Genomic DNA, 16924 nt, shown 5'->3' on the forward strand with positions numbered 1-16924 from the left:
ATTTTTACGCATATATGCTATCAAATGGTAAATTTTCTTGTGTGGCATATATTATGTATTAAGTTATCTCTCGGAGTGTAGTATTGATGTAATGATATGAATAAAGTTCGTATATGTTTATTATGCTATTATTGTTATTTTTTCTGAGTCATGCCATGTTAATCGACTCTTTTTATGAAGAGTTTTTGTACTTTCATATTAAATTAAGCTGTTAAGTTGTTTATATCTTACTGTATTTGGCGTAGCCGCGGTCAAAGTGTTATTTCGTTTGTTGTTATTCAAGACAAAGAGGATATCTCTTAGGTCATTTTCAGCATTGCCACTATCTGAATAGTATCAACGTGCAATCTGGGTATAGAGCTTATCTAGAGTAAGTGTGTTTTCAAGAGTTATAGTGTTGTATAGAAAATTGTACAATCAAGTATAACTTCATAGGATGCATTTAAATTCAGTTCATCATTATGTGCGTTTATCGCTATTGTTTACAATTCACTACATTATAATACTGGGTTTATTGATGAAGCTTCTAAATAAAATGGGTGTAGATATAGATATCGGAGTGACATTATTATACCGAGTTTGGACCATTTTGGCTGGCGCAATATTACTGTTCATCATACCAACGTATCTTTCTCCTGATGAACAAGGGTATTATTTTACGATCTCTAGCCTCATTGCGTTACAAGTGTTTTTTGAACTCGGATTTAACTTTGTAATAACGCAGACAATAAGTCATGAAATGGCAGGCGTTAAGGTGTGTAATAATTTAACGCTAGACGGAAACTTTAAATCTTTATATAAAGTTAGTTCATTGATTGAAGCAATTCCAAAATGGTATATAAATATATCATCCATTTTTTTTATAGTTGTGTTCTCTCTTGGATTAATGTTTTTTTGGGATAGTGCACTGGATATATATAAATGGTTGCCTGTATGGGGGCTTGTAACTTTCTTTACTGCAGTGTGTCTTTTTCTTAGCCCATATCTTTCTGTTATGGAAGGATTCGGTTATGTTGCCAGAGTTGCCAAAATACGTTTAATTCAATCTATAGTTGGATATACTTTATTTATATCTGCGTTGTTCTTTAATAGTGGGCTTTATGCTCTGCCCCTCGTCAGTGGGATTGCAGCCTTAATTAGCACCTTTTGGGTAATTAGAACTTTCAGTTCTTTATCATATCCTGAAGCATTTTATACATATCGATGTAGTCACAAGTTTATTTCTGATAAAGTATCGTGGTGGCGTGATATTCGGCCTTTGCAATCAAAGTTAGCAATTAGTTGGTTTAGTGGATATCTTATTTTCCAGTTGTTCAACCCATTTTTGTTCAAAAATCAAGGGGCGGATGTCGCGGGAAAGGTCGGCCTTGCATTGACTATTTATTCCACAATGTTGTCAATTTCAATGAGTTGGGTTAATGCCAAAATACCGACAATGAGTCGATTGATCGCCCAAAAGGATTTTTCAACTGTTAATGAGATTTTCCGAGCACTAGTTTTCAGGTCTTCTCTAGTAAATTTGATTGTGGTTATGTTGTTTGATTTTTGTGTTATTCTATTAGGGGTGCATGAAATTCCACTAGTACAGCGTTTGCCATCATTAGACATTATTGCTATGTTATCTTTCGTGACTATTATAAACCACTTGATTTTCTGTATGGCACTATACATGCGAGCATTTAAAGAGGAGCCATTAGTTAATTGCTCACTGATTTCTGGTATTGTTACATCATCGCTGGTATTTATTGGCAGCCTGCATAGCGACAGTATGACAATATTATATTATTGCATAGTAACAACATTCATATCATTCCCTTGGGTATTGTTTACTTTTATTAGATATCGCCAAGGTGTAGCTTTAAAATGAAAAAGATATTAATTGCGATACCGAATTTCAATAACGCACCATTTATCAAAGATGCCATTTTTAGTGCATTGAATCAGCAGCTATCAGTTGGGTTTAATATTGATGTGGTTGTGTTTGATAATGCATCCACAGATGATAGTGTAAATGTGGTAAGAACTATTGCAAATGAACATGAATCAGTAGCATTAATTTGCAATAATATTAATGTTGGGGCTATTCCTAATCATAATTTATGCATAGAATACGCAATAGAATTTGGTTATGATTTCTTGAAAATATTATCATCTGATGATGTTTTGCTACCTAATATAATAAATCAGCAGGTCGATATATTATATAGCGATGATAGTGTCGATATCGTATCCTGTTCCATGATGATCACAAATGAAGATCTTAATAGTGGAATTCATTATTCGTTTTTGAATGAATCAGGAAGAAATGTCCTCAGAGTAAACCCTGAGGCTATAATGTTTAAATGTATGGAAAAGGCTCAGAATTTGTTGGGTGGACCAAGTAATTCGATGCTTCGAGTCATTGCTATTAGAGAGGTTCGGTTTCTAACTAAATTTAGCTGGCTAAGTGATCTGCAGTTTGCGTTCGATATTTTGAAAAAATCTGCGGGTGATTTTGTGTATATTGAGCGGCCTGGTTTTTTATATAGACGACATTCCAATACTGATACAGAAACTATTGCTCGGAAAAAAGGGCTTCAAACACATGAGTGGCTAACATTTATCAATGATAATCGCAGAGAGCATAGGTTTATTTTTAGGCGTTCAATACTTAAAATAAAGTCATGGCTTCATACGTTAAGGGTATTTTAATATGAAGAGTGTTTCTTTATTGGTGTCAAGACTTATATACATTATGGTGCAGCTGGCTATACCTATAATTATATATTTTAAAGCGGCAATCTTAAGGGCAAGAATTTTCGAGCTTAAGTGTCATTGTTCATCCTCAGCAATCATTCAAGTCGACTCATGGTATAAGTTAACACTTGAACCAAAAGTTTGTATTGGTCATGGTTCTCTTATTATTGTTTCGGATGAGAAGTCCGCGAATGGTATTACTTCGTCACTACGGATTGGGGAAGGGACATCAATCAATGAATACACTAATATTCGTGCTGCGGGAGGGGATATTTATATTGGAAAACATTGCATGATTGCTCAATTTGTCACCATTGTAGCATCAAACCATGTGGTAGATTCAGGGGGGAATATGATAGAGCATGAGTGGGATAATGTTAAACGGAATGTCTCAATAGGTGATAATACATGGATTGGTGCTGGCAGTATTATATTGCCTGGGGTGACGATTGGCTCAGGGTGTGTCATTGCTGCGGGTTCTGTTGTAACACATGATGTTCTTGATAATCAGATAGTGGTTGGTGCTCCAGCTAAGCTACTCCGAGAGAGAGTGCTGTCATGAGCAAAAAAATTGCTTTCGTTTTTCCTTCTGTTTACTTTGGCGGCCATGAAATAATGGCTATGGAAATTATAAATAGTTTAAAGACATGCCACTCTGTTTCTGTTTTAGCTTACATCAACAAAGATAATATTTCACTAAAGAATGCTTTGCTTAAAGCAAATATTAATTATGAGGAGTATATTGGATACACCTCAAAAATGAAGCCTGTAACGCATTTTTTACATGTGAAAAATTCAATCACTGTGATTGATGTTCTTCAGCGTGCCGCGTTTTATTCAAGTGATAGAAATGTTTACTTGATTCAAGGAAGTATTGAACTAGGGGCGGATTTTATCTTTTGGAGTCGGATGTTAAATATATCGCTGGTGTCATACATGCCCTTTGCTCATTCAGCTATACGATTAAAGTTAAAGTTTTCTTATATTAGAGAAGTTATCGCCAAAATTTATTACAAAATGTGCTGTAACTATATAACCATTTCCGAGGTATTTAAGGAGCAATTGCTTTGTTATAATAAAACTGCTGTTGTAAATATTTGTAGGAATTTCATTACGCCAGAGAGGGTTAATGAAATAGAGTGCACGTCTAATAGTATAATTAAAAGCAACACTTTTAATATATTTGTGGTTGGCCGAGTAGTTTTTTCACAAAAAGGCCAGGATATTGCGGCTGAGGCATTTGTAAAATTGCTTCAGCATTATAAAAACTGCTTTGGTAAAAAAGTGAAATTTCACTTTGTCGGTGATGGCCCAGATTTAGATTCGCTTAAGAAATCTATCCATGACAATACAGAAGAGAGTGATGCATTTATTTTCCATGGTTGGGCTGAAAAATGGTGGATGGTTTCTGTTGAGCCTAACTTGCTGGTTATACCCTCGCATTTTGAAGGGGTGCCATTAGTAATGTTAGAAGCCATAGCTTTAGATATTCCAATAGTCGCTTCTAACGCTGATGGCATGGTTGATTACCTAAATGAGAGTGCTCTATTTCAACTTGATGTAGAGGCTATTGTTGAGTGCCTATTTAATTGTCTTACAGACCCCCAATATTTAGCCATATGTAGACAATTTAAACATTCGGAAGATGAGCACAGAGTTGATCTGAGTGCATTTTTAGGGGGGGGGAGTTGTGATAGAGAACAATAATAATTTAAGTGTTTTATTTGTTATTGTATTCTCAGCTTTGTTATGGATAGGCGGGTATTATATTGTATCCCGAGTCGAAAGAAACTCTATCAATTTCATGACTCCAGCACTATTTACTTTTTTTCCTACGTGTTATTTTTTCGAGTTTATTTATGTGTACCTGACACCTAAAAACCTAAATTTATCTGCTTATTTTTATTTTTTTTCTTTATACTCATTTTCTGTTGTAGCACTGGTTTTAGGGTATATATACTCTATTAATAATAAAATAATTATATTCCAACAAAGAATAATGAATCGATATAGTGACTATAGGTTGTCACAGTGTTATATGGTATTGGCGGTATTGTCATCTTTACTTGGTTTTCTATTGTATTTGCCAATTATTATTGAATTTAAAGATTATTTGGCAAGTCCCAGGCGAATATATGAACTGACAAGAACTGGCTACGGATTATCATTCTTCACATCTAATTTATTGGCATTGTTGTCATTGCTGTTTTGTCTATATAGCTATAATCGATACAAGTTTATAATTATTATTTCATGTTCACTTAGTTTAATTGTAATATACTTACATGGTTCAAAGACGGCAATTCTATCTGTTTTTTTAATATATTTATTGTATAAAAGCTCCATTAGCAATAAAGTTTATAATTTTAAGTATGTGATTTTATTTGTTTCGTTGATAGCATTATTGATGTCTATGTTTTTTTGGTTGACATTTAATATTGAAATTACGCAAGTGTTTTTGGCAATGGCTGGATATTCCGATTACACAAGAAATGCTATATTGCTTTATGAGAAAAGCATTGACTTCGAAATGGGGAGGTTGTTGATTGAAACAGAGTTTTATTCTCGAATCCCACGAGCACTTTTCCCTGATAAACCTAATGACTTTGGTTATCTTGAGCTGGCTAAGATATATTTTCCTGAGGCATTTTATTTGAATCAAGGCGCGCCATCGTTTGGCTTCGGTTCTTACTATGCGGATTTCGGATATTTAACCCATATCATCATATCTATTTTGTTTTTCTTTAAAGGCATCCTCGTTGGAATGTTCAGAAATCAGCTTAGAATAGATGGAGGGGCGTATATCTTTGTTCCATTTATTTTTCTTGCTGGAGTAGAATTACTCACTCTTGGAACTGGATGGCTTTTTATAGAACATATATTACTAGCTGTTTTTATTTTTATCTGTATGATTTTTTTTGTGAGACTATCAAATGTTTATAGTAAATCTTTCTAGAATAGGTCGCTCAGGAACAGGTATGTGGAATTACTCTTTGAATTTTATTGAGGGGCTTAAGAAACTAGAGTTATTATCTGCAATTATTTGTTCAGAAGGCAATGTCGAGAAGTTATCAAAGTTTGGGGTTGAAATAATACGAGTGCCTGATTTGGTTTCCAATACCTCTAAAATTTCAAAGATAAGACCTTTGCTTTGGTTCGTATACAGTTTCTTTATTTCATTGCGTATTATGTGTAGAGGAGGTAGTGAAGTTATAGTTTCAACCACTCATCATTCCTTACCAATTATTAAAAAACAGATTATAACAATACATGATCTACGGCCTTATAAATATCCCGATTCACTACTTCAGAGGTGTTTTTTTCGTGTATTGTTGCCGATTGCTTTGAAGCGTTGTTGTCATGTTATTACCGTTTCGCAGACGGTAAAGCAGAAAATATCACAGTGCTATAAATACCCTATGAATAAGATTTCAGTGATTTTTAATTCAATAAATGCAAAGGAGTTTAAGCCTATGTTAGAGAAGCAGCATTTTCTTCTTGCTGTTGGCTCATCTTGGCATCATAAAAATATTGATTCATTCCTAAAAGTACATTCTCTCTGGATTGATAAGTTTAAGCTGATAATCGTTTGTGGGGAGACGGCTTATGTTTCTGATCTAAAAAAATATGTTGTCGAAAACAATCTTTCAGAATGTGTAGAATTTAGACATAATATAGAGTTTACTGATTTGGTTGATTTATATAGTGCCGCTTCGGCATTAATTTATCCCTCCTTAGATGAAGGATTTGGAATTCCACCTGTTGAGGCTATGTCTTCTCTTACTCCTGTGATTGTCTCTGATATTAAAGTATTTCATGAAATTTTAGGTGATGCGGCAATTTATGTTGATCCAAGTTCAAGGGTAAGCTGGACTCTCGCATTAAAAAAATTACCTCTCGATAATACATCTCTTTTTTACGCTCAAGCATGCGCTGAAAAATATACTTCGGATGTTATGCAAGATATGATAAGCTCATGGATTGAGAAAATATAAAAATGAAGTTCACATTGATTGTTTTGACTTATCAAGCAGGTGACATCTGGACTGAATGGCTTGAATCGTTAAAGATGCAGGTAATTAATCCATCTCAGATTATAATGGTTGACTCTAGTTCTACTGATAACACAGTATCTTTATCACGTCAGGTTGGTATTGAACCAATCATTATATCTCCCAAGGATTTCAATCATGGGGGAACACGAAACTTCGCCTTAAAATATGCATTTGATTCAGATGTCATTATTTATTTGACTCAGGATGCCATTTTCAATGATTCAGATGCATTAGCAAAAATCCTTGACGGTTTTTCTAATCCACATGTAGCGGCGGTCTGTGGACGGCAGTTACCCCACCTTGATGCAAATCCATTAGCTACACATGCTCGACTCTTTAACTACCCCTTGGAAAGTGAAACGAAAAGTACTGATGATATTAAAAGACTAGGGTTAAAGGTTGCATTTATGTCTAACTCATTTGCAGCCTATCGTCGAGATGTATTTGAAAAGCTCGGTGGTTTTCCTGAGTCTACAATACTTGCCGAAGATATGTATATGGCGAGCAAGATGATCCTGGCTGGCTATAAAGTCGCTTATTGTGCTGAGGCCGTGGTTAGGCATTCTCATAACTACACACCGTGGGAAGAGTTTCGGCGTTATTTTGACACCGGTGTTTTTCATGCTTGCGAACCCTGGATACAGGAAAGACTCGGTGGGGCATCAGGTGAAGGGCTGCAGTTTGTCAAGTCGGAACTGATTTACCTCTGGCGTCATGCACCTCTATGGATCCCGCGTGCTTTATTGACAACAGCTTGTAAATTGGTCGGTTATAAATTGGGTAAACGTTATAAGATTCTACCCCACTCTTGGCGACCAAAATTAAGTATGTATAAAAGCTACTGGTTGCAACAAAGCAAATAGAAAAGGGACAAACATTGGTTATTCTGCCTGTTATTATGGCTGGCGGCTCTGGCAGTCGTCTATGGCCACTTTCTCGTGAACAGTATCCCAAGCAGTTTCTCGCGATCGATGGTGATGTCACCCTGTTGCAGGCGACAGTCAACCGTTTGGAACAGCTCTCTTGCGATCAGCCACTGGTAATCTGTAACGAAGATCACCGTTTTTTGGTGGCAGAGCAACTACGTCACCTGGGCAAGCTAGCCCATAACATCATTCTGGAACCCGCTGGGCGTAACACTGCACCTGCTATCGCTCTGGCGGCACTAACTGCGCTACAAACAACCGGTGACGCTGAGGATCCCTTACTGCTGGTGTTGGCTGCTGATCATGTTATTCGTGATGATGCTGCATTTATCGCATCCGTGCAGAAGGCAATTCCTCACGCTGAGACTGGTAAGCTAGTGACCTTTGGTATAGTCCCGACTCATGCCGAGACGGGCTATGGCTATATCCGCCGTGGTGCTGAGCAGAGCGGAGCCTTTGCGGTTGCGCAGTTTGTTGAAAAGCCTGACATGACAACCGCCAACGAATATCTGGCCAGTGGGGAATATTACTGGAATAGCGGTATGTTCCTGTTCCGTGCTAGCTGCTTTCTTGAAGAATTGAAGACATTTCGTCCTGATATTCATGCTGCTTGCGTACAGGCGGTCGGGACTATCAATCCGGATCTGGATTTTGTGCGTATTAATAAACCTGCTTTTTTGGCTTGCCCGAGTGATTCCATTGACTATGCGGTGATGGAGAAAACGGCAGATGCGGTGGTAGTGCCGATGGATGCCGGTTGGTCTGATGTTGGCTCTTGGTCATCCTTATGGGAAATATCGGAGAAAGATGAGGCTGGGAATGTGTTGCGTGGCGATGTAATGCTGCACGCCAGTCAGAACAACTATGTGTTTGCCGAAAGTAGTCTGGTGAGCCTGGTTGGGGTAGCGAATCTCGTCGTAGTGCAAACTAAGGATGCCGTGCTGGTCGTTAAGCAGAATAAGGTGCAAGACGTTAAGAAGATCGTCGATGGGCTTAAAGCGGCTGGGCGCAGTGAGCATAAAGTGCATCGTGAAATTTATCGTCCCTGGGGACGGCAGGATGCCATCGATAAAGGGGAGCGTTACGAGGTTAAGCGTATCACGGTCAAACCGGGTGAGAAGTTGTCTCTGCAGATGCATCATCATCGCGCCGAGCACTGGATAGTTGTATCTGGAACGGCCAAGGTGACCAATGGCAGCGATGTGTTCTTTATTACCGAGAATGAGTCCACCTTTATTCCTGTCGGGGCAGTGCACGATTTAGAAAATCCAGGCAAGATCCCGCTTGAACTTATTGAAGTGCGTTCAGGGGCTTATCTGGGTGAAGACGATATCGTTCGTATTGAATGATTGTCTGCCTGCCCCTTCTTCTTTTATTTGACCTTGGTTCTCTAAGACCGTCAGTGTGCTCTGATAGGGCCCTCTGGCGTTAGTAGGAAATTCTCATATGACAGTTCTCAACAGTTCATCTCTGATATCCAGTGGCGGCGTTGCTTTTGGTACCAGCGGCGCCCGTGGGTTGGTCGTCGATTTCACACCTGAAATCTGCGCGGCATTCACCCATGCCTTTGTCGCAGTGATGCGATCTGAGTTTGATGTGGTACGCATGGCGCTTGCGATAGACAATCGGCCAAGCAGTTATGGGATGGCACAGGCCTGCGCTGCTGCTCTTATGCAAGCGGGAATTGAGCCGGTTTATTATGGCGTGATACCGACTCCGGCTCTGGCATATCAAGCGATGCAAGATAACATGCCTTGTATCATGGTAACGGGCAGTCATATTCCCTTTGATCGCAATGGCCTCAAGTTCTATCGACCAGATGGCGAGATCACCAAAGACGATGAGTTGGCGATCCTTTCAGCCAATGTCGATTTTTTATCCTGTCTTGAATTACCTTCATTGATGACCTGCTCCCGTGCTGCAGAGTCCTATTGTAAACGTTATCGCTCGCTGTTCTCCTCTGACTTATTGATCGGCAAGCGGATCGGCATTTATGAGCATTCCAGTGCTGGCAGGGATCTTTATGCACCGCTCTTTGAGTCACTGGGTGCCGAGGTAATTCGGATCGGTCGCAGCGATGAATTTGTCCCCATCGACACGGAGGCGGTAAGCGAAGAGGACAAAAACCGAGCTCGCCTTTGGTCCAAAGAGTATCGTCTGGATGCGATTTTTTCGACCGATGGCGATGGGGATCGCCCTCTGTTGGCTGATGAAAGAGGGGAGTGGTTGCGTGGGGATATTCTGGGCTTGCTCTGTGCAGATGCCTTGTCGATAGAAGCACTTGCTGTTCCAATCAGTTGCAATACGTCCGTCGTGCATTGCGGACGCTTCAAAACTGTTTCATTGACCAAAATTGGCTCGCCTTATGTGATTGAGCAGTTTTCTAAATTAACACAGGAATATGAACGTGTTGCTGGTTTTGAGGCTAATGGTGGTTTCTTACTTGGTAGTAATATAGTTGTGTCAGGCCGCCTTTTGAGCGCATTACCGACTCGTGATGCCGTGTTGCCAGCCTTGATGGTCATCAACTCGGGGCATAAACAGGGAATATCACACTTAAGTGAAGACCTCCCTCAGCGATTCACTCATTCTGATCGCCTTATCAATTTCCCAGCCTCGCTCAGTCAAAAGATTATTGAGCAGGGAAAGGTATCCCCCCAATCATTATTAAATGAGCTAGCGCTACCTCATTGTCAGGTTGAATCACTTGATCTAACCGATGGCTTGCGACTTTATCTGGATAATAAAGCGATTGTTCATCTTCGTCCCTCCGGGAATGCGCCAGAGTTACGTTGTTATGCAGAGGCTAATGATTTTACCGCTGCCCATAAGATTGTTGTTGATGTGCTGAATGCCATACAGAATAATATTATTTGATACATCATTGATTGTGTCATTATCGTTATTGTAATAATGCGGATAGTATATATGGACTTCAAGAATTTTAGTCATGTACGGGATGATATTAAAACTCGTTCAAGTAAGTACTCAGTCAATATAAATCGCTTAGCTATTATGTGCGGTGACTTTATTGCTATGGCTGCTGCTTTCGCATTCTCATGGTGGTTTGAAAGTTTACGAACCGGCTTATCATGGTCACAGGTTTTGCGAACTGGCTCTGATCTGGCTCGTACTTGGAGCTTTTTGGTCATAGCTATTGCATTTATTTTATGTTCATGGACTTATCTACGTCATTACACTTACCGTAAGCCATTCTGGAGCGAGTTGAAAGAAATTCTGTTCATGCTCGTATGTTTTGCTATTGCTGATCTAGCTGTAGTTGCTATCTCGAAATGGAGTTTTTCCCGTTATCAATGGTTCTTTTTCTGGTCACTAGCCATCTTGTTTTTGCCTTCTTTTCGTTGGATTGTCAAATATCAATTGATGAAGTTTGGATATTGGAATATGCCGAGCTTTATCATTGGCTGCGATAATAATGCCGAAGAAGCTTTCCTTGCGATCAATAGCGAAAAAATGCTTGGATTCGAAGTAGTGGCATTTGTTTCGCCAGACCAGCATTGTGAACATTCACCAATATCTTCCATACCATTGTTTATGGGGAATGCAGAAAACTTGGTCAATAAATATAAAGACTGCAAGTTTTTTATTGCACTTGAATATGAGCAGAGTGCTCTTAGCGATAAGTGGCTAAGATATTTATGCTCTCACGGTGTGAGAAATATATCAGTCGTACCTGCTATGCGTGGCGTTCCTCTATATGGAACAGATATGTCTCACTTCTTTAGTCATGAATTAATGATGCTGAGGGTTAAGAATAATTTAGCGAGGCGTTCCTCTCGAGTTATCAAGAGAAGTTTTGATATTCTTACATCGATATCTCTGCTGTGTCTGTTATCACCGCTCTTTATGTATATTGCATTTAAAGTATCTCGAGATGGGGCATCCTCTTTTTACGGACATGAACGTGTTGGTCAGTTTGGGAAAAAATTCAAATGTCTCAAGTTTCGATCAATGAATATCAATTCTAAGGAAATGCTTGCCCATCTGTTAGCTACAGATCCGGAAGCCAAGGCTGAGTGGGAAAAAGATTTTAAATTAAAAAATGATCCACGGATCACCCCTATTGGAAAGTTTCTTAGAAAGACTAGTTTAGATGAATTGCCACAACTTATTAATGTGTTGTGTGGTGAGATGAGTCTTGTCGGCCCTCGCCCTGTTGTCGAAGAAGAACTTGAACGTTATGGCGATGACAAAACTTATTATTTGATGGCAAAGCCGGGTATGACTGGACTTTGGCAAGTGAGTGGTCGCAATGATGTTGATTACGCTACTCGTGTTTATTTTGATAGCTGGTATGTGAAAAACTGGGGGTTATGGAATGATATAGCCATTCTATTTAAGACCATTAACGTTGTTTTGAAGCGTGATGGCGCATACTGATTTTTATGGTGATTTATTATCATTTTACCTATTTGTTGAAATGGAAAGGTCTGTAGGTATTAATGAGGATATTGATTTAGAATATATCTATAATGGAATGAATTTGTTTATTCTGTTGCAATAATCTACTCATCTGGTGTTGATAAAAATAGCCGGTGTTATCGATACTATACTTATATTGTTAATATGGACGTAATATAATCAATAGTTATCGAGAAATCTATTGAGTATTTCACTGAAAAAATCAGGAAACTAATACAATTATGACCAATAAAGATATAACCCATAGCCCTAACTCCCATTTACCAAAGGATTGGAGATCAACTTCTGATGAGGTTGACTTACGTGAGGTGATACTAGTGTTGTGGCAGAAAAAGGGGATGATTTTAACGATCTCCCTCATTTTCGCTGCCCTAGGGGTTACTTATGCTTTGCTAGCTCGTCAGGTCTGGACCAGCCAAGCGTTAGTGAGTGAACCAACGGTGACTCAGGTGGCAAATCTGCAGCTTAGTCTTGATCAGTTCCGTGCAGCATCAGGTATTGAAGGAGTGGATTTTTCTACTTTGCAGCGTCCCGCTTTATATCAGGGATTTATCTCGGCATTCAATTCGATGAACAATAAACGTACTTTCCTTATTCAAGAAGGTATTTTTGTTGATGAAGTGAAGCGGGAGAACATCTCCGATCACCGCGATGAGCGGGGTCTGATGAATAATTTAGCCGATGGGATTTCTGCCAGAGCGCTTGACAAAGCTAGCACAGATATGACGCTAATCTTTTCGGCCGAGACAGCTGAAGAAGCGCAGGACCGGTTGGTCAAGTATATAGCGTTTATTCAGAAAGGTCAGATTGAGCAGAAGAATGCCGAGCTAAAATCCATCTGGAAGAATCGTATCAATACCCTGACGACTCAGTATGCCAATATCAAGGCGGATACAATTCAGGATCGTCTTGATATGATCCGTCGAACTCAATATAGTCTGCGCATCAGTGAAGCTGCCGGTGTTGAGAGACCCCTTGAAAACTTGAGCACCAAGGATATCTTCAATATCGATCTCGGTAGTAAGGCGCTGGCCGAGAAATTGAAAATCCTCGAAGAAATGAAAAACCCAGAATTGCTCAATCCGGCCCTGAGCAAGATCCGTCTCCAGCTTGGTAGTCTGAAGGCTCTGGATCTCAAGGATGCATCCTTCGAATCCTTCTATACCATAGACTCTCCTGAAGAGCCGGTGAGTCGCGACAAACCCAAGCGCCCGCTGATCGTGGTGCTTGCGACTCTGCTGGGAGGCATGCTGGGGGTGGGGATTGTGTTGGTTCGTCATGCGTTTCGTAGACCGGAACAAGTATAATGTTTATCCATAAGTGAGAGGGGGCATTAGCCCCCTTTTTTGTTTTTTGTGGCACAAGATGATAGCAAGAGAATGGGTGTAAGGAGCCAAGGAAAATGACGACGACGGCCAAGTCTTTTGGGGTGATAAGCGCGCTTTATTGGCTGCTCGGCATGCATTTCTTTATGCACAACCCGGGGGGCTCCGGGCTTTATCTGCCGTTCAATGCCTGGGGCTGGATCTTTGCGAGCCTGGTGATGGGTTTCGGGCTCTGGCAGGTGACCCTGCACCAGCAGTTGGTTGTCTCCCCGTTGCAAATAGGGCTCTGGCTGGGGGGCATGCTGCTGCTGCTGCCCATGGCTTACTCGGGTTTCGAGCTCAAGGACTACGCCATTCCCCGGCTGCTGGGGCTCTTTGCCGGTTTGCTGTTTCTGAGTTGTCTCTATCAATGGAAATGGGAGCGTCGGGAGCGGGATAAGCTGCTTTATCTGTTGCTGGGGGCAGTGGCTATCGAGGCTGCTCTCGGCCTGGTGCAGTTCTATCTACTGACACCGGGCAACTGGTTGGGATACGACACCCGCGCCAACCGTCCCTACGGCATCTTCCAGCAACCCAATGTGATGGCGAGTTTTATGGCGACCGGCCTGTCGCTGGCGGTCTGGCTCGAGCTGAGAGGGAGTACCAGCCCCTGGCTCAGGGGGCTGCGTTATGGGGTGATCCTCGCAGCCTCAGTGCTGCTGGTCGTACTGCAATCCCGGGTCGGCCAGCTTGGCGGCTTGCTGGCCCTGCTGTTGCTTATGCCGCAGTTGAAACGCCAACGACTGCTGGGGTGCATCCTTGGACTAGTCGGGATAGGCATAATCCTGGGCCTATTTTCCTTGTACGGGATGTCGGGGATTCGGCGAGGAATGGAGATTTATCAATCCGGGGGGTATCGCCCTATCTATTGGATATATTGCGCCAAGCTGATTGCCGAGTCCCCCTGGACTGGCTGGGGCTATGGCAGCTTCGAGTCGGTGTTTCTCGAACACTATATGGCCGACAAGGCGCTCAACCCGGCCATGGTACAGATAGAATACAACCTCGATCACCCCCACAACGAGTTCCTCTACTGGGCGGTGGAGGGGGGGCTGGCACCCATGCTCGGCATGGTGCTGATGGGTGGGGCCCTGTTGTGGCGGTTGAGTCGGGCGGGTTGGGTCAAGGGGGCTGCGATGCTGGCGCTGGTGACCCCCATCTTGTTGCATAGCCAGACCGAGTATCCCTTCTACCATGCCATCGCTCTCTGGTGGGCCCTGCTGCTGCTCATCTATGTGGTGGATGCGGAAGTGGAGGAGGGGAGCCAGACCAGCTGGCGGAAATATGTCTATCGCCCCTGGCTGTTGCTGCGTTTCGCGGCCATCTCGATCCCCCTGGTGGTGGTTCCCTTCATGTTGACCGCTATCCATACCGCCTGGGTGGTGACCAAGTATGAGCGCGGCGGTTACAAGGAGCCGACCCTGCTGCTGGAGGTGGTCAACCCCATGGCCTGGCTGACCCGGGTAGAGTTCGACGTCAACGCGGTGCGCTTGATGGTGGGCCTGCAGACCAACAACAAGGCCGAGCTGGAGGCTTACCTCGACTGGGGCAAGGAGTTCGTGCGCCATACCCCGCGGGCCAATATCTACGCCAACATGGTGATAGCCCTCAATGCCCTGGGTCGCCCGGAGGAGGCCAATCGGCTGCGTATTCAGGCCCTGGTGCTCTATCCGGGTGAGCCCTTGCTCACCGCCTCGGCGGCCAAATCGGTCGCCGCGACTCTGGAGCGCAAGCCATCTTCCTGATGGTTGGACGATTCTGCACTCTTTCATAACGGCCGCTCTGCGGCCGTTATCATTTCCATGTCAGGCAAGCTTGCAGTCAGCTTTGGCGGTGTAGTCTCGCTGGAAAATGGCAAAAACGACCGATCATCTACCAGCCACTCATCAACCAGTCGCCCGGAGCTCTGGGCACTCATTCGCCATCGGAGTCTATATCGTGAAGAAAGTGGAACTCATCGCCGCCAGTCTGCTTATCCTCAGCTCATCCGCCATGGCTGGGACCAGCGCCCAGGTCGAATACGGCACGGTACAGGAGAGTCATCTCATCACCCAGACCACTGAGCCTTCCCATCAAGGGGCCAGACCCCTTCGTACCATAGGGGCCGCGGCTCTCGGCGCGGCCGTCGGCAACCAGTTCGGTGGCGGCTCGGGTCAGACCATAGCCACAGTCACCGGCGCCGTGGCGGGTGCCGAGGTTTCCCGCCGGCGCCAGAGCAGCCATGGCCAGTCCGAGTCGACCCAATCGGTGGAGCTGCAGATCAAGACGGACGGGGGCAAGGTGCTCAGCGTGGTGCAGGCGAGCGATCCCAGGCTCAGCTTCACCAAGGGGGACAGGGTGCGCATCCTGACCTCGGGCTCTGACACCAGCGTCGACAAGTCTCTCTAAGCGCCATGATCCTATCGCAATGATCGCTGGGCCCGGGCCGGGACACTGAGCCGTCAGCCTTGGAATGCCTAGCTTCAGGGCTCTAGTGACTCTGATTTTGACCCATCACTGTGCGATGTTTCATCAACTGTTTCCCCTGGTCGCAAAATTGCGGTTCAGGGCTGGACGCTGCGCACGCCTTGGTTAAGATGAGTTTCTTAACGTTTGACAAGGGAGGTTGAAATGGAGTTAGTGCTAGGCCCGCTGGAGGCCCGGGTGATCGGCTGTCTGATAGAGAAAGAGATCTGCACGCCGGATCAGTATCCCCTCTCCCTCAACGCGCTGGTCAACGCCTGCAACCAGAAGAGCAATCGCGAGCCCGTGCTGGATCTCGCCGAGCTGGACATTCGCGCCGTGATCGACGAGCTGATCCGCCGCCGCCTGGTGGTCAACACCGCCGGCTTCAATGCGCGGGTGCCGCGCTATCAGCACCGCTTCTGCAACACCGAGTTCGGTGAGCTCAAATTCACGGCCCAGGAGCTTGGTCTCATCTGCGAGCTGCTGCTGCGGGGCCCCCAGACTCCGGGTGAGCTGCGCTCGCGCACCAACCGCCTGTGCAGTTTCGACGACGTGACCCAGGTGGATGCCGTGCTGGCCGGCCTCGCCGAGCGGGGCCCCTATGTGGTCAAGCTGCCCCGGGAGCCGGGCAAGCGGGAGTCCCGATATGCCCACCTGTTCAGCGGGGAGATCGATCTGCAGGCGCTGGCACAGGCTGCGCCCGCCAGCGGCCATGACGCCGATCGCCTGAGTCAGCTCGAGGAGGAGGTGGAGAACCTCAAGACTCGGCTGCTGGCCCTGGAGTCCCGCCTGGCACAGCTGGAAGGCTGAAATCCGTTGATGGCTTGCAAGAAGGCGCTTCGGCGCCTTTTTTATTGAGCTGGTCTATTGCGTGATGGCGGCATCCCTTGATCGTTGCCAACGTCCGCCATCTCACCGCCTTCCTGCCTATTTTCCCCCTCTTGTTGCCGATCCT

Annotated in this window: 14 protein-coding genes; all 14 read left to right on the top strand. The window is 43.7% G+C overall.

Going from position 1 to position 16924, the window contains the following annotated elements:
- The first annotated feature begins 517 nt into the window (after positions 1–517).
- The 14 genes from ACRCYW_RS03955 (at position 518) to ACRCYW_RS04020 (ending at position 16779) form a co-directional block, all read left to right on the top strand.
- Complete coding sequence (locus tag ACRCYW_RS03955) at positions 518–1867, top strand: hypothetical protein (protein ID WP_438548865.1); 1350 nt, start codon at positions 518–520, stop codon at positions 1865–1867.
- Entirely contained in the window at positions 1864–2691 is an 828-nt protein-coding gene (locus ACRCYW_RS03960; protein ID WP_438548866.1) for a glycosyltransferase family 2 protein, read from the top strand. Before ACRCYW_RS03955 ends, ACRCYW_RS03960 begins: the two co-directional genes overlap by 4 nt.
- Before the next feature lies 1 nt (position 2692).
- Positions 2693–3298, top strand: a complete 606-nt coding sequence (locus ACRCYW_RS03965) for an acyltransferase (protein WP_438548867.1) — start codon at positions 2693–2695, stop codon at positions 3296–3298.
- Positions 3295–4443, top strand: coding sequence for a glycosyltransferase family 4 protein (locus tag ACRCYW_RS03970; protein ID WP_438548868.1), 1149 nt, complete (start codon positions 3295–3297; stop codon positions 4441–4443). Before ACRCYW_RS03965 ends, ACRCYW_RS03970 begins: the two co-directional genes overlap by 4 nt.
- Before the next feature lie 706 nt (positions 4444–5149).
- The gene (locus tag ACRCYW_RS03975; RefSeq protein ID WP_438548869.1) at positions 5150–5692 is read left to right on the top strand and encodes a hypothetical protein; all 543 of its coding nucleotides are present in this window, start codon (positions 5150–5152) and stop codon (positions 5690–5692) included.
- Complete coding sequence (locus ACRCYW_RS03980; protein WP_438548870.1) at positions 5670–6731, top strand: glycosyltransferase family 4 protein; 1062 nt, start codon at positions 5670–5672, stop codon at positions 6729–6731. The genes ACRCYW_RS03975 and ACRCYW_RS03980 overlap by 23 nt, the downstream gene beginning before the upstream one ends.
- Before the next feature lie 2 nt (positions 6732–6733).
- Positions 6734–7654 (top strand): glycosyltransferase family 2 protein, encoded by a 921-nt coding sequence (locus tag ACRCYW_RS03985; RefSeq protein ID WP_438548871.1) that lies wholly within the window; start codon positions 6734–6736, stop codon positions 7652–7654.
- A 14-nt stretch (positions 7655–7668) separates the two neighbouring features.
- Positions 7669–9066 (top strand): mannose-1-phosphate guanylyltransferase/mannose-6-phosphate isomerase, encoded by a 1398-nt coding sequence (locus ACRCYW_RS03990; protein WP_438548872.1) that lies wholly within the window; start codon positions 7669–7671, stop codon positions 9064–9066.
- 97 nt (positions 9067–9163) lie between these two features.
- The gene (locus ACRCYW_RS03995) at positions 9164–10594 is read left to right on the top strand and encodes a phosphomannomutase (protein ID WP_438548873.1); all 1431 of its coding nucleotides are present in this window, start codon (positions 9164–9166) and stop codon (positions 10592–10594) included.
- A gap of 51 nt (positions 10595–10645) precedes the next feature.
- Positions 10646–12118, top strand: a complete 1473-nt coding sequence (gene wbaP / locus ACRCYW_RS04000; protein ID WP_438548874.1) for an undecaprenyl-phosphate galactose phosphotransferase WbaP — start codon at positions 10646–10648, stop codon at positions 12116–12118.
- 263 nt (positions 12119–12381) lie between these two features.
- Entirely contained in the window at positions 12382–13467 is a 1086-nt protein-coding gene (locus tag ACRCYW_RS04005) for an LPS O-antigen chain length determinant protein WzzB (RefSeq protein WP_438548875.1), read from the top strand.
- A 95-nt stretch (positions 13468–13562) separates the two neighbouring features.
- Positions 13563–15269, top strand: a complete 1707-nt coding sequence (locus tag ACRCYW_RS04010) for a Wzy polymerase domain-containing protein (protein ID WP_438548876.1) — start codon at positions 13563–13565, stop codon at positions 15267–15269.
- A 193-nt stretch (positions 15270–15462) separates the two neighbouring features.
- Positions 15463–15912, top strand: a complete 450-nt coding sequence (locus ACRCYW_RS04015) for a glycine zipper 2TM domain-containing protein (protein WP_438548877.1) — start codon at positions 15463–15465, stop codon at positions 15910–15912.
- A 222-nt stretch (positions 15913–16134) separates the two neighbouring features.
- A complete protein-coding gene (locus ACRCYW_RS04020) occupies positions 16135–16779 on the top strand; it encodes a YceH family protein (RefSeq protein WP_438548878.1) in 645 nt (214 codons plus the stop codon).
- Positions 16780–16924: the final 145 nt, after the last annotated feature.

Origin of the sequence: Aeromonas sp., assembly GCF_051657805.1 — a bacterium.
In the GTDB taxonomy this organism is placed as follows: domain Bacteria; phylum Pseudomonadota; class Gammaproteobacteria; order Enterobacterales; family Aeromonadaceae; genus Aeromonas.